Here is a 20863-nt window from a genome sequence, read left to right as displayed (position 1 = left end):
ACTTTTTTGTTTACAGAAAAATAATTTTGTAATCGCATACGCCAAATAGCAGAACACTAAGACGGAATCAATACACATGCACAATATCCGCTGGCAGGTTGAAAACAGTAGATGGTCAGAGTCTTGTCGATTTCCGGACTATAATCCTGCAGGATATGTTTATTGCCGTTTAACGCCACATCCGCATAAGTAACAAGCCATTTTTTATCTCCATTTTCAAAGACTTCATAAAAGGAACGATTCAACATTTCTGAAACGGGAATGCCCTCAACAACAGCCATTTCATCATTACAGTAACGAAATACAAAGTCTACTCCATGTCCCTCCGCATCAAATACAAGTTCAATAATACAAAAAGCAAGTGGCATATCATTGAGAAAGCTACAGCTATTAAATAATTGAAGTGAGCTGTCTTCTGAAACCTCCGAATAGTTCTGCGCATTTAAACCAAGTGCCTTACGGATTTGTTTGTGCTGACTCAGATTACGTTTTCTGCCTTGAAAGACAGCACCATCAGTCATTGTATAAAGTCCTTCGTCGGATATATGAACAATTTGATTTTTTCGAAGAACAACGCCCTTTGAGATATTTAGAAAATCTTCTTCCGGCAAGTAGAGCATAAGTTCTTTTATCGGGATTGTAGTTGCAAAGCTCTCTCCCGAGGAAAGCGTAATGATTGTGTGAGGATTCTGGCTGGTAAGGTAAAAAATATCTGAAATTTTGATATTTTTTCGTTCGAAATATAGTGGAACATTATAACACATAGATATTAATTTTTTAACTTGCCTTTTGAGAGAGGAGAAAATTCTTTTTTCAAAGGGCTTTTTCTATTTATGCGGATATTCGTAACTACAAGATAAAGCTCAAATTTCATATACTCTAAGTACATTGAAAAATTTGCTTCCAAGTACAAATTATATTTGCCGACAAAAGAAGAACTGAAAGCGGAGATTGAAACTCAAAAGGCAATGTTTTATCTTCAGCAGCAGGACAAGCGAAGCAAATAGAGAATTAACTGTAAAAAGTTAGAGCTCCATTTGTGTGTTCCATGGGCGCGCTCTAGCAGGTGCAAGACTAGAATACAAAAAATAGATTTGCGAATGAAAAGTGTGCTATAGTTATAAAAGATAAATCAGAAGAAGTCGGGAGGAAGAATGCAATGAAAGACGAAAAATCTAAAATAACAGCAGTTGCCATTGAAAAAATGATTGATTTTTATCAGGGGAATTTGAGAGATATCGAACATTTCCTGAAAGTATGGGCGTATGCAAAGACGATAGGGGAGCAGGAAAGTGTGGATGAAAACACACAGGGAATTCTTGAACTTGCAGCTGTGGTGCATGATATATCCTGTCCACTTTGCCGTGAAAAATATGGAAACACAAATGGTAAAAATCAGGAACTTGAAAGTGAACCGCTGGTAAAGGAGTTTTTTGAAGGAATGCCTGTATCAGGACAGAAAGTGGAGCGTATTATCTGGCTGGTCACACATCATCATACATACACCAATATAGATGGGATAGATTATCAGATTTTAATAGAGGCAGATTTTCTTGTAAATGCAAGTGAGAGTAATTTTTCAAAAGTGTCGATTGAAAATGCGAAATCCCGTATTTTTAAGACGGCAGCGGGATGCAGATTGTTGGAATCAATATTTTTAAGAGAAGAATAATAAAAAGCATTATATTGGAGAATAATTTATGGCACAATCAAAACAGGATGAACTATACAAAGCACTGCAACAGAAAGGCTATCCAGACAGCCTTTGCAGGGAAATTGCTTATAAACAGATGAACACAGATTATACAGCAACAAGAATGCTCGGCTATCTGTACCGCATATCAGATCCGCGACCGGAAGATGTGGTGGATGAGATGCTGGCAATTCTAAGCGATCGGAACGCAATTATCCAGAAAAAAGAATTGGAACATGCGCAGGCAACGATCAATAAGGTGTATCGCGAAGGCCTGTAAAAGGTGCTCAGATTAAATATACGGATGAAAACAGGGGAAAAGAAATGCTGAACGTAATAGAAATCAAAGACTTTAATGCGCCGGAATTGGATATTTATGCCAGGTGCACAGAAGCACGGCTTCTGAATAAAGATCACCCAGAAGAGGGAATGTTCATTGCGGAAAGTCCGAAGGTGATCGGCAGAGCGTTGGATGCAGGTTATGAGCCATTGTCTGTTCTTGTTGAAAAGAAGCAGATGGAAGAGAATGAAGAAACAATCCAGATTATGAACAGATTTGATGATACGAAAGTATCGATTTTTACAGCGGATTTTGAGGTGCTGACTAAATTGACAGGCTTCAAACTGACCAGAGGAATGCTTTGCGCAATGAGACGGAAACCGCTTCGAAAATTTCAGGATCTGTGCGATGGGATAAACAGAATCGCGATTCTTGAAAATGTGCAGAATCCGACAAATGTAGGAGCAATTTTCCGGTCTGCAGCGGCTCTTAATATGGAGGCGGTACTTCTGAGTCCGGGATGCAGTGATCCGCTTTACAGACGGGCTTCCAGGGTGAGTATGGGAACCGTATTTCAGATTCCGTGGACATTTATCCGGGATAGCAATGAAATGCGGTGCAAGCGGGAAGTAATCTGGCCAAAACAGGCGATTGCAGAATTGAAAAAGCTTGGCTATAAGACGGCAGCACTTGCGCTGACTGATGATTCGGTCAGCATCGATGATTCGGAACTGATGAAGGAAGAAAAGTTGGCAGTTATTCTTGGAAATGAAGGTGAAGGACTGGAAAACGAGACAATAGCGTTATGTGATTATACGGTTAAAATTCCGATGACACATGGTGTTGATTCGCTGAATGTGGCAGCGGCGAGTGCGGTGGCATTCTGGCAGCTTGGGAAAATAATTCTGTAATGGTAACCGTATTGCATTAGATGACACGAAGGAGGAAAGAGATTTGACAGAACGTTTTCAGAAGATTGATGCAGCAATCGTAGAGTCGAATGCAAAAACGTAGAATTTACACCTTTGGAAGATATGATATTTTTACAGTACTGCTGTCAGAAGGAAATACAACCATAACATCATTGTGTGAAAGAGTAAATTCCACCGCCCAGTTTTGTAAATTGTTGAAAGAAATATATTGTTATATGATTACGTAAGTGATATACTTAAGCATAAGAGAACCGTGTAAAATTACAGTTTGCTTTTTGCACGGTTTTCTTTATACTAGATGGTTAGTTAAAACTAACACAATGAAAGTATGAAAGATTATAGAATAACATATATTAGGTATTAGGCAATATAATCAATAAGCTATAGAACTAATACTATACCGCTGAAGATAATTATTTTTGCCAATGAATTTTTTCGAGCATATATGGAAGGAAAATATAATGCGAATAAATATTTTTGAAGGTATACTGATTCCGTTTGTTGGAACAACGCTAGGTGCAGCATGCGTGTTTTTTATGAGAAAAACACTTAGCAAGTTACTGCAACGTGCACTTGCAGGGTTTGCAGCAGGTATAATGGTTGCTGCTTCAATCTGGAGTCTTCTGATTCCGGCAATTAAACAATCTGAGAATATGGGAACTTTATCGTTTGTTCCGGCAGTTGTTGGGTTCTGGATTGGTATATTGTTTTTACGCGCACTTGATCATTTGATTCCACATCTTCATGTTGGAAGTGATCAGGCAGAGGGACCGAAAAGCAAACTTGGCCGTACTACGATGATGGTGTTGGCAGTTACATTACATAACATCCCTGAAGGTATGGCAGTTGGTGTAATGTATGCTGGATTTCTTGCTGAAAATGCACAGATTACAGCAACAAGTGCACTTGCTTTATCACTTGGAATTGCTATCCAGAATTTTCCAGAAGGAGCGATTATATCCATGCCGCTTAGGGCAGAGGGTGAAAGTAAGAGAAAGGCATTTCTGGGAGGTGTACTTTCAGGAGTCGTTGAACCGATTGGAGCAGTAATGACGATTCTTGTCGCACAGCTGGTAATCCCGGCATTACCATATTTACTCAGCTTTGCAGCAGGAGCCATGTTATATGTCGTGGTTGAAGAACTAATTCCGGAAATGTCTCAGGGACAGAACTCGAATATCGGTACGCTTTTCTTTGCACTTGGATTTACTTTGATGATGATCTTGGATGTGGCACTGGGGTAAGAGGAGAGGAATGATTCTTATGAGAATATTGATTTATGGTGCTGGTGTGATCGGCTCCTTGTATGCAGCTTTATTTGCAGAAGCCGGTTATGATACAAGTATTTATGCCAGAGGAAAAAGATTTGAGGCTTTAAGAAATAATGGATTGCTATATAAGAAAAATCAGGAAGTAATAAAGGCAGAAATTAGGATTCTTGGAGAACTACCAAACGATGATATTTATGATTTTGTCTTGCTTACTGTCCGGGAAAACCAGCTGTATGAAGCACTGATTGAATTGAAAAATAATAAAAGTAATACGATTATTACAATGATAAATTCACTGGACAGTTACAATAAATGGGAAGACATTGTCGGAAAAGGAAGAATATTACCGGCTTTTCCAGGAGCAGGCGGAAGTATAAATGATGATGGTATCCTTGATGCAGCACTCACTCCAAGGTTGATTCAGCCGACAACATTTGCAGAAATATCAGGAAATAAATCCGAAAGAACTAAGCAGTTTTCAGAGATATTGAGGCATGCTCATATACCATACCAGAAAGTAACGGATATGCATCTATGGCAGCTTTGTCATCTTGCTATGGTGGTACCGATTGCGGATGCGTATTATGAATCAGACGATCCGGAGAAAGTGGAAAAAGAATGGAAAATTATGAGGAAAACAGCGGAAAGGCTGAAAAGAAATTTTAACTTTTTGCGAAAACAAAAGGGTAAACTGTCACCATGGAAAATGAATATTTTTCGCTTTTTGCCATTGTCATTTCTGACGATTATGCTGGCAGTTACATTTGGAAGTAGTTTTGGAGATAAATTTATGTATCAACATGCTATGAAGGCACCAGATGAAATGAGGGAATTGCATAAGCAGTTTTATGCTTATATGAAAAAAATGAAGAAATGCGGATGCAAGGCGAAAAAGGCACAGTGATTGGAGAAAAAAGCATGAAAAATGAAGAATATAAAAAATTGTCAATTAAAGAGTTTACAAAAGCAGCAGGAAGATATGAAAGTAGCTATGCTGGTATTTACGAAATGTGCAAGAAAGATTATCCGGATATTCTGGAAGAATTAGAGAAGGAGCCATTTAGAGATTTATTAGATGCAGGCTGTGGGCCTGCTCCGATGATTTCTTTATTAGCAGAAAAATATCCAGATCGACATTATACAGGACTGGATCTGACTCCTGCCATGATTGAACAGGCAAAAAAGAAAAATATTTCAAATGCAACATTTGTTGTAGGAGACTGTGAGAACTTTCCTTTTGAAAAGGATTCATTTGATGCAATTATTTGTTCTATGAGCTTCCATCATTATCCGGATCCACAGGCATTTTTTGACAGTGTGAAAAGATGTCTTCGCCCAAATGGAAGATTGATACTGAGAGATGTGACCAGTGACAATAAAGTATTGGTATGGCTAATGAATACATTGGAAATGCCGTTGGCAAATATATGCGGACATGGAGATGTCCAAGTGCCAACAAGAGATGTGGTCATAAAATGTTGCAAAAAAGCAGGATTAAAAGTAGAAAAATTTGAAATTCGTAAAGGTATGCGAATGCATTGTGTTGTGAGAAAACCTATGGGAAAGGCGATAGGAAATGAAAGATAAGTATCTTAGGGAAACACGAATGGTTGACTTTTCTAATCCGGCAATTCAAAAACTTATTCAAAATATGAAATGGAAGGAAATGGGTGAATTTGAAAGGATTAAGGCAATCTACAACTATGTAAGAGATGATGTTTTATTTGGATATAATATTGATGACGGAATTTCAGCTTCAAAAGTACTTGCAGATGGTTATGGACAATGTAATACAAAAGGAACTTTATTTATGGCACTTTTACGTGCCTGCAATATTCCATGCAGAGTACATGGTTTTACGATTGATAAAAGATTGCAGAAAGGGGCTATGACCGGGTTTGTTTACCGTAATGCTCCCAAAAGTATTTTCCATAGCTGGGTAGAAATTAATTTCGAAAATCAGTGGTACGAACTGGAAGCTTTCATTTTGGATAAAACCTACATAAAGAAGTTACAGGAACAAAATTCGGAATGTACAGGTGCATTTTGCGGTTATGGAGTAGCAGTCAAGGATTTCAGAAATCTCATTATTGAGTTTGATAGGAACAATACTTATATTCAGAGCGAGGGAATCAATCAGGATTTTGGTGTTTATGATTGTCCAGATGAACTGTTGAAGGAACATCATCAAGAAATTTCAGCCTTTAAAGCATTTGTTTATAGACATATTGGAAGACACCTAATGAATCGTAATGTCAGGAAGATTAGAGAACGATAGTTTTAAGCTTTTAGGACAATATGTAGAATATTTTGCATAATCATCTGCTACAATTAATTTTACCTTAAAAGATTCAAAATCCGGCACAACAGCAATGACGCCTCTGGAAGGGGAATCGATTCCGTCATAGTCCAAATCAGCCACTTTACTTTTACTGATCAGTGTCCCAGACTGATATTCAGATACATAAATGGTGAGTGTTTTAAATTCATCTTTTGTAAAATAATGAAAAAGATATGCGCCGTCTGTTCCGGATAATAATTCTGCTGTTTTCATCTCAGTACTTGTCTGATCAACTGCGGTAATATAATTTTTTTAAATTTTTTTGTTTCTTTTTACTCTCTTTTGTAATCTGAATAAGATTGCTGTCTGATTTTTCAATTACATTTTCAGCACCGATATCTTCACCTGCAAGAAATTCATTAATGCTGATTCTAAGTATGCTGCACAATTCCATATAAATTGACACGTCCGGCAGGCATATGCCTCGTTCCCATTTAGAAACGAACACCCCTTATGAGTAGAATGCGTTGAGTATTTGAGTTCTGGCTGAATTAGTGATAGATTAGGACGCAAGAGTTGATTGACGTTGGATAATGCTCCATAATATAATGAAAAGAAAAGAATAAAAGGCAGATATCTATGCCTGGATAGATGGAGAAGAACCTATGGAGAAAAAAAGAGGAATTGATTCGTTTACACTACATATTCTGGCAATGCTGTTTATGTTATGTGATCATTTGTGGGCGACACTATTTCCAGCACAGGAATGGATGACATGCGTAGGAAGACTTGCTTTTCCGATTTTCGCATTTATGATCGCAGAAGGATGCTATTATACTTCGAATGTGAAAAAATACATGCTGCGTCTTTTTCTATTTGCCATAATTTCAGAAATACCATTTAACCTGATTATGGGAAGTTCTGTATTTTACCCGTTTCATCAAAATGTACTATGGACTTTTTTATTAGGGGTGTTATCGATACAGATCATTGAAAAGGCAAAGAAGAAACAAAAGAAATGGATATCGTTTTTTGTGGTTTGCCTCGTGCTTTTGATGGATTTTCTGCTTGGAACCGTAACCATGGTAGATTACAATGCTGCAGGAATACTGACGGTATTGCTTTTTTATTTTTTTCGCAAGAAAACCTGGATTTCTTTTGCGGCACAGCTTGTCGGGCTGTATTATTTGAATGTAGTTATGCTGGGGAATCTGTATTATCCGGTAACGATTCTGGGACATTATTTTGAGATTGCACAGCAGAGCTTTGCACTGTTGGCACTGATTCCAATCTGGTTATATCATGGAGAGCAGGGGTACCATAGCAAGTGGTTCAAGTATTTCTGTTATGCGTTTTATCCGGTGCACCTTCTTATCTTGGTTGTTATTTGGCAATGGCGTATTCGGTAATAGATCAGCAGCGGAAATTCTGGATAAATTATTATAGAAAGTGATGGGGAAAAGAATGCAGACTTATACTTATGTTTCAAAAGGAAAATTTGAATTAATGGAAAAGCCAAAGCCTGTGCTGATGCATGAAAGAGATGCCATTGTAAAGGTGACACTTGCCAGCATTTGTTCCAGTGACCTGCACATTAAGCATGGAAGCGTTCCACGGGCAGTGCCGGGGATTACAGTCGGTCATGAGATGGTTGGAATTGTGGAAGAAGTCGGAACTGCTGTGAAGAATGTGAAGCCAGGAGACCGGGTGACGGTAAATGTAGAAACTTTTTGTGGAGAATGTTTTTTCTGCAAGAAAGGTTATGTGAATAACTGTACCGATGAAAATGGCGGCTGGGCTCTTGGATGCCGTATCGATGGCGGTCAGGCAGAATATGTCCGCGTACCATTTGCAGATCAGGGGCTGAATAAGATTCCGGATAAAGTTACGGACAGACAGGCGTTATTTGTAGGAGATGTACTTGCCACCGGTTACTGGGCAGCACGTATTTCCGAGATCACTGAGGATGACACGGTGCTGATCATTGGAGCCGGTCCTACAGGTATCTGTACCTTACTGTCTGTTATGCTGAAAAATCCGAAGCGGATCATCATGTGTGAAAAAGACGAAAAGCGTATGCACTTTATCAGGGAACATTATCCGGAAGTTCTTACAGTTTCGCCGGAAGAATGTTTTGATTTTGTTCAGGCAAACAGCGAGCATGGTGGAGCGGATGTTGTTCTTGAAGTTGCAGGAGCAGAATCTACTTTCCGTCTTGCATGGGAATGCGCAAGGCCAAATGCAATCGTGACGGTGGTGGCACTTTACGATAAAGCCCAGACGTTACCTCTGCCGGATATGTATGGAAAGAATCTGACTTTTAAAACAGGAGGAGTAGACGGTTGTGATTGTGAAGAAACGCTGAGACTGATCGCGGAAGGTAAGATCAACACGGAACCACTGATCACACACACCTATCCACTTAGCAGAATCGAAGAAGCCTATGAACTTTTTGAAAATAAGAGGAACGGCGTGATCAAGGTGGCGGTAGAATGTTAAATATAATAGAAATAAAAGATGCCACAGAGTAAGATTTTAATGAAAGCGATTGAATTTGATATATCAGAAATAGAATGAAAATTCATGTAGAAGACTTGATGTTATATCATTCAGCACCATCAAAGCTTTCGGAAGCAACGTTGTATTCACAGAACGCACCGATGAATCATGAAATGAACGATACAGCAAAGAAGCAGTATAATTTACTTCTTGATATAATTGATTTGTGTGCGATTTATTATTAAAGGTAAAGATATAGATGATGCCTGGGACGCAATATGATAGAATGGTTACAAGAAAAATTTGTAGGAATATAAAGATATGGAATTAAGATTATTACGCTATTTTTTAACAGTAGCAAAAGAACAGAGCTTTACAAAAGCAGCAGAACAATTGCATATTACCCAGCCAACGCTATCCAGACAAATGGCGGCATTTGAAGAGGACCTGGGAATAACATTATTTATTCGAAACGGGAAGAAAATATCGCTCACTGATGAAGGAATTTTATTAAAAAGGCGTGCCTTGGAGATTCTTAATCTTGAGGAAAGGACGCTTGAGGAACTGAAAGGAAAAGAAGAGGTTGTAGAGAGCACGATAACCATTGGATGCGGTGAATTTGCAGCAGTGGAGACATTGGCGAAGATATGTAAAACATATAAAGAAAAATATCCGCTGGTTCAGATTGTATTGCATACTGCAACAGCAGATGCAGTGTATGAGATGATGAACAAAGGACTTGTAGATATTGCATTATTCATGGAGCCGGTGGACACCGAAGGGCTGGATTATATCCGGATCACAGATTGCGATCACTGGTGTGTCGGAATGCGGCCGGATGATCCACTGGCAGAAAAAGAGTTTATAAAAAAAGAAGATCTTATTGGAAAGCCCTTGATCCTGCCGGAAAGAATGAACGTTCAAAGTGAACTTGCCAACTGGTTTGGGAAAGACTTTTCAAAATTACAGATTGCTTTTACGAGTAATCTTGGAACGAATGCCGGAGTTATGGCGGCAAATGGACTGGGGTATCCAATTTCAATTGAGGGTGCTGCAAAGTATTGGCGAGAGGATATTCTTGTACAGCGAAGAATTTCTCCTGAAATCATGACCAGTACGGTGATTGCCTGGCGACGGAATATCCCATATTCTTTGGCAGTACGTAAAATGATCGAGGAGATTAATGCTTTTCAGGCATAAAACAAAATTCAATATAAGCATTAGACATAATGAAGCGATAGAGCTTAAAATAGATGTGTAAGATGAATGTAAATCTTATACATCTATTTTTTTGTGAAAAATACGTATAGAAAGGGGCTTTTTATTATGAGTAAAAAATTAGTGGCATTTTTCAGTGCAAGCGGAACAACAAAAAAAGTAGCACAGATGATCGCAGAGGAAGCAAAAGCGGATTTGTTTGAGATTGAGCCGAAAGTTCCATATACAAAGCTTGATCTTGACTGGATGAATAAAAAATCCAGAAGCAGTGTGGAAATGAGTGATAAAAAATATAGACCGGCGATTATGAAAAAAGAGATGGATATGAGTTCTTATGACGAGATCCTTCTGGGATTCCCAATCTGGTGGTATGTGGCTCCGACAATCATCAATACATTTTTAGAAACTTACGATTTCAGTGGTAAAAAGATTGTGCTTTTTGCAACATCCGGAGGAAGTGGATTTGGGAACACTGTGAAAGAATTGCAGTCATCTGCATCAGACGCAGTTATTACAGAAGGCAGACTGTTAAATTGTGGAACGAAACAGGAAATCACTGAATGGGTAAACTCTTTATAAATAACAGCGTTATGGAGGTATACAGAATATGGGAAAAATAGTACAGACAGCAGGGAGAAATACACTTGGTGAATTCGCACCGGAATTTGCACATTTTAATGATGATGTACTTTTCGGCGAAAACTGGAATAACCAGGACATCGACGTAAAAACAAGAAGCATTATTACAGTGGTTGCTCTGATGGCTTCCGGAATTACGGATTCTTCTTTAAAATATCATCTTCAAAATGCAAAAAATCATGGTGTAACACAAAAAGAGATTGCTGCAGTGATCACACATGTCGCATTTTATGCAGGTTGGCCAAAAGCATGGGCTGTTTTTAATCTTGCAAAGGAAGTGTGGGAAACAGGCGAAGGAGATTTGTCATACGAAGAGGAAGCGATGCGGGCGCATGCAAAAAAGATGGTATTTCCAATTGGTGCACCAAACGATGGCTTTGCACAGTATTTTTCGGGCAGAAGTTTTCTTGCACCGATTTCTACTTCTCAGGTTGGAATTTTCAATGTGACATTCGAACCAGGATGCAGAAATAACTGGCATATCCATCATGCAAAAAGTGGAGGCGGACAGATTCTGGTATGCGTTGCCGGAAGAGGATATTATCAGGTAGAAGGTAAAGAAGCTGTAGAAATGAAGCCAGGTGACTGCATCAATATTCCTATAGGTGTTAAACACTGGCATGGTGCTGCACCGGATGAATGGTTTTCTCATCTGGCAATAGAGGTTCCGGGCGAAAATGGTTCTAATGAATGGCTTGAACCGGTAAGTGATGAAGAATATGGGAAATTACAATAGGCAGGGGAATGAAATGTTTGATAACAGTATTGTATTGAACATTCTGTACTAAAATGTGCGCGATTCCACTAATATCATGAACTTATGGGAACGTATTGCGGATACTTTGTGAACTTTATCCTGATACAATGATTATGCTGATGAAAGAGGGCATAGATAACTGAATACAAGAAAGAGACGAAAGCCTCAGTAGTTAAGAAAAACTACCGGGGCTTTTTTTCGTGCCCGAATTTCTCAGCCAATAACTGCGGATATGTCGACATTTCAAGCACCATATAAAGCAGTGTTGGTATCTTTGTATGAATATGCTATACAAAGTGAAAATGAAAAGCTTTGTGGCAAAATCAAAGAAGTATTTGACCTTCAGTTTGATGATTTACCAAACAGATTCAGAAGGCTTGGATTGGATGACAGTCTGGTATGCCCTTCTTATGTCATTAATACATCTTTTTTACAAGAGAAAATAAAGAGGACAAGAGATGAAAATCCGGAACTTCGTTATCATGAAGATAATGAGGAGTATTTAATCAGGAAAACAAAGAAACAATATACGCTCTCGATCCGGTGGAGGAATGGGAGACATGTAAAAATTAATTTTTAAATAATGAATGCAAAAAAAACATTAACGAAATTTGAGAATTAATATTGTTAAAAAATACTAATTGACAATTTCAAAGTGAATGATATACTAAATACATAAAAACGTTTGCGCAAACGTTTATCTACAGAAAGTTCAATCAGGAGGAGAAAAAATGCAGAAAAATAATATGTCTTTTTTAAAAAATCTTACAACAGTAGCAGATGCAAGAACTGCCAGAGCTTCAAGCTGGGATCAGAGTGGCAGAAATAAAGATTACTGGCTTGTAAATGCAGGGGATACAGCGGTTATGGCGGACGTTGAAGGACCAGGTTGCATCAATCATATCTGGGTAACGACTTTTTGCAGAGAAATTCTCGGACCGTCTATTCAGCATCCGGTTTTAAGTGGCTCTGTTGCACCGGTAACTGAAATGGAAAATGCGGAAGGCGTTAACTGGGAAATCAATGATCCGGATTATTACCGTAAGGTCCTGATTCGTATGACCTGGGATGATTTTGATGGTCCCAGTGTGCTGGCACCGCTGGGAGATTTCTTCTGTATTGGTCATTCTATGCCGTCAAGTTTTTCGTCAATTCCTTTTAATGTATCTTCAAGACCGTGTGAGGAACTGACTTTTGGTGGAACGGCTTCCATGAACTGCTATTTTCCGATGCCGTTTAACAAACGGGCCAAAATAGAAGTTATCAATGAAAATGAAAGACCGCTTGGATTGTTTTTCCATATTGATTATGAACTTTATCACGAAGAGACTCCGGATATTGCTTATTTTCAGGCAGCATGGAGACGTGATATGCCATGCAGTGGCTGGGGAAATGATCTTTGCGTAAACTCTCCGGAAGTAAACAGTGTTCCTAATTTTGACGGTAAAGAGAATTTCCTGATGCTGGATACAAAAGGCCGTGGTCATTATGTTGGTTGTAATCTTTCTGTGCTTCATTTCCAGGGCAGCTGGTGGGGCGAAGGCGATGACATGATTTTGATTGATGATGAAGAAGAACCAAGTATTAATGGAACTGGTGCAGAGGATTATTTTAACCATGCATGGGGAATGCAGAGAAATCAGTCACCTTATAATGGTACGATTATGCATGACGGAGATACAAAAGGTTATCAGGTATCCTATAGATTCCATCTTACAGATCCGATCCATTTTAAAAAGCATATTCAGATCAGCATGGAACATGGTCATGCAAATCATCTGTCAGATGACTGGTCATGCACAGCGTACTGGTATCAGGCAGCTCCTGTTACTTCAGTAACGATTCAGCCGGTAGAAGAGAGAATTCCGCTTAAGAGAACTTTTGATATTCCGAAACCGGCTCATCAGGTAGAACTTACACCGGAGATGCAGGAAGCTTACAGAAGCAGAAATGAAAGAATGGAAAAATTTAAAGTTGAAAAGGCTGAACAGATCAGACTCAATGCAGCAAGAACAGCACCGTCAGAAACTGGAAACAAAGAACTGGCACATAAAGTAAAGAAAGAATTTGATAAAGAAAAATAAATAAGCACGTGTGTAGCAAAAGGAGGGGCTTTTTATGAATTTAAAAAAATTTTTATCAATGATTATGGTTTTGAGTATGACAGCAGCGGTATTTACCGGATGTGGAAGCAGTTCAGACAGTACATCAGATGACAGTGCAGTAGCTGGAAAAAAAGGAACAGAAAATAATACCGGTGAAGAGGATTCTTCAGAGGGCGATAAAGAAAAACTTACTTTCTGGGATTTCCATACAGGAACTGAGGCAGATGTTATTCAGGATATGGTAAATGCATATAATCAGTCACAGGATAAAGTCAAGGTTGAATATTCAAGTGTCAATCAGACAGATTATACGACAACACTTGTGACAACCGCATATGCAAATGGCGAATGCCCTGATATCCTCTGGGTGGAACCGGCGACTTTTAAAAAATTCTCGGATGCGGAAATGCTTGCAGATCTTTCTTCTTATTATACGGATGATCTGAAAAAAGATATTCTTCCGTCGTTTCTTGAAGCGGCAAGCGGAGATGACGGAAAAATCTATACACTGCCATTTGAGTGTGAAACCCTTGGACTGTTTTATGATGCAGATGCACTTGAAGAAGAAGGTATTGAACCACCGAAAACATGGGAAGAACTGAAAAGTGCAGCTGAAAAACTCACAACAAAAGACAGATACGGAATTGTTCTTCCGGTAGAAAAAACAGCATATACGTTGTTTAACTGGTGGCCATTTATGTGGATGGATGATGCAGACATTTATGATGCTGATGGAAATGTAACGGCCGGCAAAGACAGCATGGCAGATGCTCTTGATTTCTGGGGTTCATTTTATCAGAATGAATACTGCCCGTCATCATTACAGAACGGACCATGGAGTATTGATAATGTTGCAAATGGCGTCGCAGCTATGCAGATTGGCGGAACATATATGATAAATGCAGCAGAAGAATACAACAAAGATGGGCATAATATTGGAGTTGTACCACTTCCGTCACCGAAGGGAAAAGATCCTGTAACTGTTGCAGGAGGTCAGATGATGGCAGTTTCCAGCCAGAGCAAAGATGTTGATGCAGCAGCTGACTTTATTTTCTGGTGCTTTGGAAGTGATGATACAACTTATGTCACAAAATGGTGTACAGAAGCCAAATTTGCATATCCGGCGCGCCAGTCTGTAATTGAAGAAAATAAAGAACTTTTTCAGGAAGGCATGAAGGCAATATTCACCGAATTTTATGATACGGCAAGACCTGAACCACAGTATTCATCTGAAGTAACTGATATTATGGGAGATACATTGCAGTCTGTGATGTTTGGCGGAAGTTCAGGAGCGGATGCGGCACAGTTGGCACAGGAACAGATTGAGGCATTAAACTAAAATATTAAATCAAGAGGTAGAATTATGAAGCAGAAAGGAAAAATGTCCGGTAAAAAATTGAAACAGATGTTTGTAACATATACATTTGTTCTTCCTGATTTTATTGGTCTTCTGGTTTTTATTATCATACCAATCATATATTCATTTTATATGAGCCTATATGACTGGAACTTCGCTAACATTAAGCAATTTATCGGAATACAGAATTATGTCACAATGTTTAGTGACTCTGAATGGTGGCAGTCTCTGGGAAGAACTTTTAAATTAACTTTACTGTATGTTCCGGCATTATTTATATTATCAATATTATTTGCAGTTTTGATTAACTATGTCAAAAACGAAAAAGCTGCCGGATTTGTAAAAACAGCTTTTCTGCTTCCATATTCTATCACATCTGTAATTGCAAGCTGTCTGTGGATGTTTCTTTATATGGACAGAAGTGGATTTATCAATGTATTTCTGAAGGCCTTTGGACTGAAAGGAGAAAAGTTTCTGGGATCTACTTCTCAGGCAATGGTTTGCATTGCAGTTGTTTTGATATGGATTAATCTGGGTTATAATATTATTCTTTTTCTATCAGCAATAAAAGATATACCTTACAGCTATTATGAAGCAGCAAAACTGGATGGAGCAAATTCCTGGCAGACTTTCTGGAAGATAACGTTTCCGCTATTAAAGCCAACCAGCGTTTTTGTACTGATCACATCAGTGATTGCATCGTTCCAGTGTCTGGATCTTATCATGGTAATGACCGGGGGTGGACCGGCAAAATCGACAGAAGTTGCCAGTCTGTATATATACAAACAGTCATTTGAAATGATGAAGGCTGGATATGGAGCCGGATTGTCAGTTGTAATGTTTCTAATTTTGACAGTGCTTGCCGTTATTATGTTAAAAATAAATGGAAAGGAGGAATGATGATATGAAGAAAAAAACAAATAACATACTTGCAGTAATTCTTATAATATTGGGAATTGTAATGTTGTTTCCGATTTACATTTTATTTATGGTAAGTTTCAGAAATGAAAAAACTGTTTTTGTAGGATCACTGATCACAGCATCTCCTTCTTTTGAAAGTATAAAATCAGCGATAACACCGGATTTTCTTGTTGCAATCGGTAATTCATTCCTTATTGCAGTAGCAGTTACGATTATTGCTTTAATTCTTCATTCAATGTGTGGATACGCATTTGCAAGAATGAATTTTCCGGGGAAAAAGCCAATGTTTACAGTGATCATCAGTACTTTGATGATTCCGGTATCGTCTATTCTTGTACCTTTGTTTATGATATGTAAACAATTAGGAATTACAAACAGTTATGCTGGAATTCTGTTACCGGCATTGTTTAATGCTTATGGTATATTTCTGTTCAGACAGTTTTATATGAGTTTCCCTGCGGATCTTGAAGAGGCTGCAAAACTCGACGGATGTTCTACATACAGAATGTTTTTTACAATCATATTTCCGCTTTCACGACCAATTATTATCCCACTGAGTATTGCTTTTTTCCTGGGGAACTGGAACAATTACCTGTGGCCGTTGATTGTAAATAAGAAACCGGAATATCGAACAGTTATGGTTTATCTTGCTAACATGGTAGGCGGCTATAATACTAAGTGGAATGTGGTTATTGCAAGTGCAATGCTTGCATGCCTTCCGGTATTCTTGATATCACTTCTTTTGCAAAGTCACCTGCAGAACAGTATAAAAATGTCTGGCATCAAATAGGAGGGAAAACTTGTGAAAATCAGAGAAAGTTATGGAAGCAGGCGGTATGAAGAAGAATACAGGGCAGCTCTGGAAAAGTCAGTACATTATTTCAGACAGAACAGCTGTATTACAGAACTCAGAAAAATGGGTTATGCTCAGACGAAACTGCAGGTAGAATATGAAGCAGAAGAGTACGGAAAGAGTGAAATCTGCTGTCTAGATGCAGAAACAAATACTTTTTTTAATTCAGAATCTGCAGAAAAATTTATTGCAGAAAATGATCTTTCGAAGTGTGAAAATGTAAACATTTATGGTGATATCAGGCAAATCTATTGCTTTGGATACGATGATAAAAAAGTGGTTTACGCATTGACAGAGTCTGATGGTATGCAGAACTACATCACGATTCCCTATATTTCGGGAGAAAACGGGGAATTTTGTACAGATATTTCTTCTCACAGGATCTGGAAGCGTGAATTTAGCGAAAAAACATCAAATTTGGATTGTGCACTGAGATTTCGTATAGCACCGGATACATGGCCGAATATAAAAATCAAAGAGGCAGACATGTCTCCCGATGATATTTTTGCACATGCTTATGAAGCCATATTTAACATGGAAATAAACAGTGAAAAACAGGTTGAAATTCAACTTCCATATCAAAAACTTTGCTGGAATTCTGAGAAAAAAGTGCTTACATGTGGAAAGTATCAGATGGAAATAAAATGCGATAAGAAACTGTCTTTTGTCACTATATTTGATCAGTATCTGACGGAAATAATCGCAGATAACAAAGTATTGGTACTGCTAAATAATCTGACTAATAAAGCAAAAGAAATCAGTGTTATTGATATTAGTGGAAATCTTGGGAAAATCCGAGTAGGCGAAGACAATGATCCACATATTCAAGTAGAAACGGATAAAGATACAGAGACTGAGATTGTTGTATATGGACTCAGAGGACTGGCATACAGTAAAGATGCGACAGAAGCATTGCGAAGAAAAAAGAAAGAGGACAGGCTTATTTTCGCAAATGATAAATTCAAAGTTTTCGATAACCATGTTGAAGACAGCTGTTATGGTAGACCAGATGCTTATATCATCAGTCCGGAGGAAATTGTGTCAGCAGACAGGATTCTTGAAGAATTTCAGTGGAGAAAAACGAAATGGGGCGACATGACAAGAAAGTCATGGAGAACTGATAAGTGGACCGCAGATCTGTCACTGAAAAAATATCCGACACTGAAATCTGCTTCAGATATTCTTTCAGCAACATGGAATCTGGCGATGACAGTCTTCGATCGTTGTACGAATGGTGGCTATGCACTCCCTGGGCAGGAGCATCTGTGGCAGGCAGGACTCTTTCAGTGCAAAGGTGAAGGGTTTGGAGTCTGGCTCAGAGACTCTGTACATATAGCAATGCGTGGCGGAAACCTGATCGATCCGGAAACAGCAGGACGCTCACTCTTGTATGCTGTAAAAAAAGGATTTGACAATGGAAGTGACGGACCGGCAATGGGGGCTGTTGGATTGTGGGATTATTATCTGGCTACAGGTGACAGAAGTGCACTTGAAGAGGGATATGAAACACTGTTAGAAACAATGACAGAAATTGAAAACAGATATAATGAGGAAAAAGGTCTTGTACGTGCAGAACAGTCTACTTCTAATGATGCGTTCCCTGAACCGGAAAATGCAGGATATTCACTTGGCAGTGAATGTTATTATATGAAAGCATATGATTCTATGGCCAAAATAGAAAAGCTTTTGCATGGAGAAAATGAAAAATCCAAAAAATGGAGTAAGATTTCCGAACAATTATGTGAAAAAATCCGTGAAGAATACTGGAATGATGAGGCAGGATACTTTACAAGTGGTCCAAAAGGCAGTGAAGCATATGAAAATCAGATATGGGAGACTTCCGGTGAGGAAGCCGCTCTGTGGGATAAGTTCCATATTGCAACACCGGAGCAGAAAAGAGAAATCCTGAACAGTGGAATACATACTGCAATGACTCCATATGGAATACGTTTGTTTCCTCATCGCAAAGAGCATAATCATTTTGTAGGACCAGTCTGGCCGGTGTGGGAATCAGGATTTGCTTCTGCTGCGGCTGAATCGCAGAATAAAGAATTATTGCTGACTATGATTGCACAGCAGATGAGAACAGCTGTTTTGCATAAAAATTTCCATGAAGTTCTTGAAGCGGATACAGGAAAATCCTGGAGATGGCCCGGACAACTTTGGCATGCTTGCGGGTTTGCAGCTCAGATTTTATATGGTGTTTTCGGAATTAGTTATGATGAACAGGGCATGAGATTTAATCCGTGTGTTCCAGAAATATTTAAAGAGATTGAAATACAGAATCTGAATTATCAATCGGCAAAATTAACTGTTAAAATAAGTGGAACTGGAACTGTCGAATGTGTTATACTGGATGATGAAAAGGTTGATTTTATACCATATAGTCTGACAGGAAATCATATAGTCCATATAAAATTAACAGAAACAGAGAGTGAATGTATATGAAAGCAAAGATTACAGATGTGGCTCAAAAAGCCAATGTTTCTATATCTACAGTGTCGCATGTGTTGAATCATACACGTTTTGTATCCGAAGAGACCAGAAAAAAAGTCATGGATGCAGTAGAAGAATTGGGGTATTCACCAGATGCGTCTGGCAGGACTTTTCGTACCGGAAAAAAAATGATGATAGGACTTGTTGTACCGGATATTACAAACTCTGTTTTTGCTGCACTTATTGAAGATGTAGATGATGTGATATCAAAGCAGGGATACAATCTGGTCATTTCCAATACAAGGGACTGCCTCAAGATGGAAAAACAGGCACTGAGAAATCTGGCTTCGGGGGTCGTAGATGGGATTGTAATTGCTTCTACATCAGAAGATTTTCAGACAATAAAGAGGCAGATACCGGACAAATTCCCAATGATATTTATGGATCGGGTGCTCCCGGACAGAAATTATGACAGTGTTATTCTTGACTGTCAGGAGGCAACTGCAAAGATGCTGGAAGAAATGATCCAAAATGGTTTCAGAAAGATTGGTTTTCTGGTTGGATTGCCACAGATTAGTCCGACTTATGAAAGGGTAAAAGTATACCAGCAGATTTTGAAACAATATGAGATACCGGAGACAGAACAGTATGTTCGATATATTGACCGAAAAAAAGACACCTATGATGTAGCTGACGAATTGGTAGAGGCCGGATGTACGGCAATTATAGCCACAAATACGGCAATGACTCACAGTGTACTGAACTATGTGGAGGATAGAAATCTGAAACTCGGCGAGGAAATTGCAGTAGGTGGTTTTGTGGATTCTGATTTTGCAAATCGCTTCATGCACAGGATTTCAGTGGTATATGAGCCAATGAAAGAAATGGGAAAACTTGCCGGAGAGATGATTGTAGAAAAAATCGAAGATAAAAATAGAAAAATTCCTGTTAAAACGCTGACATGCGAATATGACTCTAATGATTTTTATAAAAAATAGGCAGGGAGAACGAAATGGAACAGGAAACACAGACACCACACAAACGAAGAGCACGATATAAGGGAAATACTCCGGCTGGAATGCCTGCATGGTGAAGGTCATATGTATGCAACAGATGTGGATCAGGAGGAATCTGCATAGCCTCGTAAGCGTCTGGCAGAGCAGAGCTTTGGAGAGGACATTCTGACGGTCAAACTTCAGAATTTCTGTACAATCGATGAGATTGCAAAAGAAGCCGGTGGATTTGATTTTATTCTTGCAGATTTCGGGGGATCGTTCATGCAGATCGACAATCTGAAGCGTGGTTTTTCTTTCCGTGCAGACGGACCGCTTGATCTTCGCCTGAATCAGGAAAAGGGAATCAGCGCGGCAGAGCCAGATCCACAAAAATGTGCTGGCGGTTAAGGCATGCGTCCGTCCTATATGCTAAAAATGAAGATTCTGTGAAGCGAATCAAAAGTATTGACAGTAAAACAAAGAATTATTACAATAAGCCTATCATAAAGATATGTTAAACGAGGCTGTTACAGTAGATAAATGAACTGCTCCCCGTCAAGTAGACAATTGAAAAAATATAAATTTTTCGGGGATGTGAAAAAACTCGATTGAGTTTTTTCGCATCC

23 protein-coding genes and 2 pseudogenes are annotated in these 20863 nt (G+C 38.8%); 21 read left to right on the top strand and 4 right to left on the bottom strand.

Going from position 1 to position 20863, the window contains the following annotated elements; all coding sequences use genetic code 11:
- Positions 1-56: 56 nt before the first annotated feature.
- Both PG418_RS17870 and PG418_RS17865 read right to left on the bottom strand, forming a co-directional pair.
- A complete protein-coding gene (locus PG418_RS17870; RefSeq protein ID WP_498837817.1) occupies positions 57-521 on the bottom strand; it encodes a hypothetical protein in 465 nt (154 codons plus the stop codon).
- A gap of 21 nt (positions 522-542) precedes the next feature.
- Positions 543-764 (bottom strand): annotated as a pseudogene (locus tag PG418_RS17865) (LytTR family transcriptional regulator DNA-binding domain-containing protein); the annotation flags it as partial.
- Between the two features lie 395 nt (positions 765-1159).
- Here PG418_RS17865 and PG418_RS17860 point away from each other — a divergent pair.
- The 7 genes from PG418_RS17860 to PG418_RS17830 all read left to right on the top strand — a co-directional run bounded on the left by PG418_RS17860 (position 1160) and on the right by PG418_RS17830 (position 6454).
- Entirely contained in the window at positions 1160-1672 is a 513-nt protein-coding gene (locus PG418_RS17860; protein ID WP_498837812.1) for an HD domain-containing protein, read from the top strand.
- 28 nt (positions 1673-1700) lie between these two features.
- A complete protein-coding gene (locus tag PG418_RS17855) occupies positions 1701-1973 on the top strand; it encodes a hypothetical protein (protein WP_008369091.1) in 273 nt (90 codons plus the stop codon).
- 44 nt (positions 1974-2017) lie between these two features.
- Positions 2018-2884, top strand: a complete 867-nt coding sequence (locus PG418_RS17850; RefSeq protein ID WP_055158275.1) for a TrmH family RNA methyltransferase — start codon at positions 2018-2020, stop codon at positions 2882-2884.
- A gap of 482 nt (positions 2885-3366) precedes the next feature.
- Complete coding sequence (locus tag PG418_RS17845) at positions 3367-4149, top strand: ZIP family metal transporter (protein ID WP_498837811.1); 783 nt, start codon at positions 3367-3369, stop codon at positions 4147-4149.
- Between the two features lie 19 nt (positions 4150-4168).
- Complete coding sequence (locus PG418_RS17840; protein WP_498837810.1) at positions 4169-5080, top strand: ketopantoate reductase family protein; 912 nt, start codon at positions 4169-4171, stop codon at positions 5078-5080.
- 14 nt (positions 5081-5094) lie between these two features.
- Positions 5095-5763, top strand: a complete 669-nt coding sequence (locus tag PG418_RS17835) for a class I SAM-dependent methyltransferase (protein WP_498837809.1) — start codon at positions 5095-5097, stop codon at positions 5761-5763.
- Entirely contained in the window at positions 5753-6454 is a 702-nt protein-coding gene (locus PG418_RS17830) for a transglutaminase-like domain-containing protein (protein WP_117834805.1), read from the top strand. The genes PG418_RS17835 and PG418_RS17830 overlap by 11 nt, the downstream gene beginning before the upstream one ends.
- Here PG418_RS17830 and PG418_RS17825 read toward each other — a convergent pair.
- Both PG418_RS17825 and PG418_RS17820 read right to left on the bottom strand, forming a co-directional pair.
- Positions 6416-6730 (bottom strand): hypothetical protein, encoded by a 315-nt coding sequence (locus PG418_RS17825; RefSeq protein WP_498837808.1) that lies wholly within the window; start codon positions 6728-6730, stop codon positions 6416-6418. The genes PG418_RS17830 and PG418_RS17825 overlap by 39 nt on opposite strands.
- A gap of 16 nt (positions 6731-6746) precedes the next feature.
- On the bottom strand, positions 6747-6911 hold the full coding sequence (locus tag PG418_RS17820) for a hypothetical protein (RefSeq protein ID WP_243861621.1): 165 nt from the start codon (positions 6909-6911) through the stop codon (positions 6747-6749).
- Between the two features lie 211 nt (positions 6912-7122).
- On the opposite strand from PG418_RS17820, the gene PG418_RS17815 reads away from it, so the two are divergent.
- From PG418_RS17815 to mraW, 14 genes and pseudogenes are all read left to right on the top strand, one after another.
- Positions 7123-7866, top strand: a complete 744-nt coding sequence (locus PG418_RS17815) for a TraX family protein (RefSeq protein ID WP_270223648.1) — start codon at positions 7123-7125, stop codon at positions 7864-7866.
- Between the two features lie 55 nt (positions 7867-7921).
- Entirely contained in the window at positions 7922-8956 is a 1035-nt protein-coding gene (locus PG418_RS17810) for an alcohol dehydrogenase (RefSeq protein WP_044998576.1), read from the top strand.
- Positions 8957-9030: 74 nt separating this feature from the next.
- A complete protein-coding gene (locus PG418_RS17805) occupies positions 9031-9201 on the top strand; it encodes a hypothetical protein (RefSeq protein ID WP_227084811.1) in 171 nt (56 codons plus the stop codon).
- Between the two features lie 76 nt (positions 9202-9277).
- Entirely contained in the window at positions 9278-10156 is an 879-nt protein-coding gene (locus tag PG418_RS17800; protein ID WP_055297686.1) for a LysR family transcriptional regulator, read from the top strand.
- A 126-nt stretch (positions 10157-10282) separates the two neighbouring features.
- A complete protein-coding gene (locus PG418_RS17795) occupies positions 10283-10753 on the top strand; it encodes a flavodoxin (protein WP_055297687.1) in 471 nt (156 codons plus the stop codon).
- Positions 10754-10781: 28 nt separating this feature from the next.
- Entirely contained in the window at positions 10782-11549 is a 768-nt protein-coding gene (locus PG418_RS17790; protein WP_055261961.1) for a carboxymuconolactone decarboxylase family protein, read from the top strand.
- A gap of 295 nt (positions 11550-11844) precedes the next feature.
- Positions 11845-12150 carry a hypothetical protein gene (locus tag PG418_RS17785; protein ID WP_173685289.1) on the top strand — a complete coding sequence of 102 codons (306 nt, stop codon included), beginning with the start codon at positions 11845-11847 and terminating at the stop codon, positions 12148-12150.
- A 151-nt stretch (positions 12151-12301) separates the two neighbouring features.
- Positions 12302-13654: a DUF2961 domain-containing protein gene (locus PG418_RS17780; protein WP_055158302.1), complete on the top strand. Its 1353-nt coding sequence runs from the start codon at positions 12302-12304 to the stop codon at positions 13652-13654.
- 34 nt (positions 13655-13688) lie between these two features.
- Entirely contained in the window at positions 13689-15014 is a 1326-nt protein-coding gene (locus PG418_RS17775; protein ID WP_055158304.1) for an extracellular solute-binding protein, read from the top strand.
- 24 nt (positions 15015-15038) lie between these two features.
- A complete protein-coding gene (locus PG418_RS17770; RefSeq protein WP_055158306.1) occupies positions 15039-15932 on the top strand; it encodes a carbohydrate ABC transporter permease in 894 nt (297 codons plus the stop codon).
- A gap of 4 nt (positions 15933-15936) precedes the next feature.
- Positions 15937-16743: a carbohydrate ABC transporter permease gene (locus PG418_RS17765; RefSeq protein WP_055158308.1), complete on the top strand. Its 807-nt coding sequence runs from the start codon at positions 15937-15939 to the stop codon at positions 16741-16743.
- A gap of 12 nt (positions 16744-16755) precedes the next feature.
- Positions 16756-19254, top strand: a complete 2499-nt coding sequence (locus tag PG418_RS17760) for an alpha-L-rhamnosidase-related protein (RefSeq protein WP_055248919.1) — start codon at positions 16756-16758, stop codon at positions 19252-19254.
- Positions 19251-20240: a LacI family DNA-binding transcriptional regulator gene (locus tag PG418_RS17755; RefSeq protein WP_498837807.1), complete on the top strand. Its 990-nt coding sequence runs from the start codon at positions 19251-19253 to the stop codon at positions 20238-20240. The genes PG418_RS17760 and PG418_RS17755 overlap by 4 nt, the downstream gene beginning before the upstream one ends.
- Before the next feature lie 75 nt (positions 20241-20315).
- Positions 20316-20615: pseudogene (gene mraW, locus PG418_RS17750) on the top strand (16S rRNA (cytosine(1402)-N(4))-methyltransferase); the annotation flags it as partial.
- Positions 20616-20863: the final 248 nt, after the last annotated feature.

The organism is Bariatricus sp. TF06-38A, from assembly GCF_027690675.1.
Taxonomy (GTDB): Bacteria; Bacillota; Clostridia; order Lachnospirales; family Lachnospiraceae; genus Allocoprococcus; species Allocoprococcus comes.
This window is presented reverse-complemented; position numbering and strand designations above follow the sequence as displayed.

Coding starts and splice junctions, on each gene's coding strand:
- PG418_RS17810 (WP_044998576.1), top strand. CDS start 7,922: ATGCAGACTTATACTTATGTTTCAAAAGGAAAATTTGAATTAATGGAA.
- PG418_RS17805 (WP_227084811.1), top strand. CDS start 9,031: ATGAAAATTCATGTAGAAGACTTGATGTTATATCATTCAGCACCATCA.
- PG418_RS17870 (WP_498837817.1), bottom strand. CDS start 521: ATGACTGATGGTGCTGTCTTTCAAGGCAGAAAACGTAATCTGAGTCAG.
- PG418_RS17860 (WP_498837812.1), top strand. CDS start 1,160: ATGAAAGACGAAAAATCTAAAATAACAGCAGTTGCCATTGAAAAAATG.
- PG418_RS17820 (WP_243861621.1), bottom strand. CDS start 6,911: ATGGAATTGTGCAGCATACTTAGAATCAGCATTAATGAATTTCTTGCA.
- PG418_RS17845 (WP_498837811.1), top strand. CDS start 3,367: ATGCGAATAAATATTTTTGAAGGTATACTGATTCCGTTTGTTGGAACA.
- PG418_RS17765 (WP_055158308.1), top strand. CDS start 15,937: ATGAAGAAAAAAACAAATAACATACTTGCAGTAATTCTTATAATATTG.
- PG418_RS17790 (WP_055261961.1), top strand. CDS start 10,782: ATGGGAAAAATAGTACAGACAGCAGGGAGAAATACACTTGGTGAATTC.
- PG418_RS17815 (WP_270223648.1), top strand. CDS start 7,123: ATGGAGAAAAAAAGAGGAATTGATTCGTTTACACTACATATTCTGGCA.
- PG418_RS17835 (WP_498837809.1), top strand. CDS start 5,095: ATGAAAAATGAAGAATATAAAAAATTGTCAATTAAAGAGTTTACAAAA.
- PG418_RS17800 (WP_055297686.1), top strand. CDS start 9,278: ATGGAATTAAGATTATTACGCTATTTTTTAACAGTAGCAAAAGAACAG.
- PG418_RS17755 (WP_498837807.1), top strand. CDS start 19,251: ATGAAAGCAAAGATTACAGATGTGGCTCAAAAAGCCAATGTTTCTATA.
- PG418_RS17795 (WP_055297687.1), top strand. CDS start 10,283: ATGAGTAAAAAATTAGTGGCATTTTTCAGTGCAAGCGGAACAACAAAA.
- PG418_RS17770 (WP_055158306.1), top strand. CDS start 15,039: ATGAAGCAGAAAGGAAAAATGTCCGGTAAAAAATTGAAACAGATGTTT.
- PG418_RS17840 (WP_498837810.1), top strand. CDS start 4,169: ATGAGAATATTGATTTATGGTGCTGGTGTGATCGGCTCCTTGTATGCA.
- PG418_RS17825 (WP_498837808.1), bottom strand. CDS start 6,730: ATGAAAACAGCAGAATTATTATCCGGAACAGACGGCGCATATCTTTTT.
- PG418_RS17775 (WP_055158304.1), top strand. CDS start 13,689: ATGAATTTAAAAAAATTTTTATCAATGATTATGGTTTTGAGTATGACA.
- PG418_RS17850 (WP_055158275.1), top strand. CDS start 2,018: ATGCTGAACGTAATAGAAATCAAAGACTTTAATGCGCCGGAATTGGAT.
- PG418_RS17830 (WP_117834805.1), top strand. CDS start 5,753: ATGAAAGATAAGTATCTTAGGGAAACACGAATGGTTGACTTTTCTAAT.
- PG418_RS17855 (WP_008369091.1), top strand. CDS start 1,701: ATGGCACAATCAAAACAGGATGAACTATACAAAGCACTGCAACAGAAA.
- PG418_RS17780 (WP_055158302.1), top strand. CDS start 12,302: ATGCAGAAAAATAATATGTCTTTTTTAAAAAATCTTACAACAGTAGCA.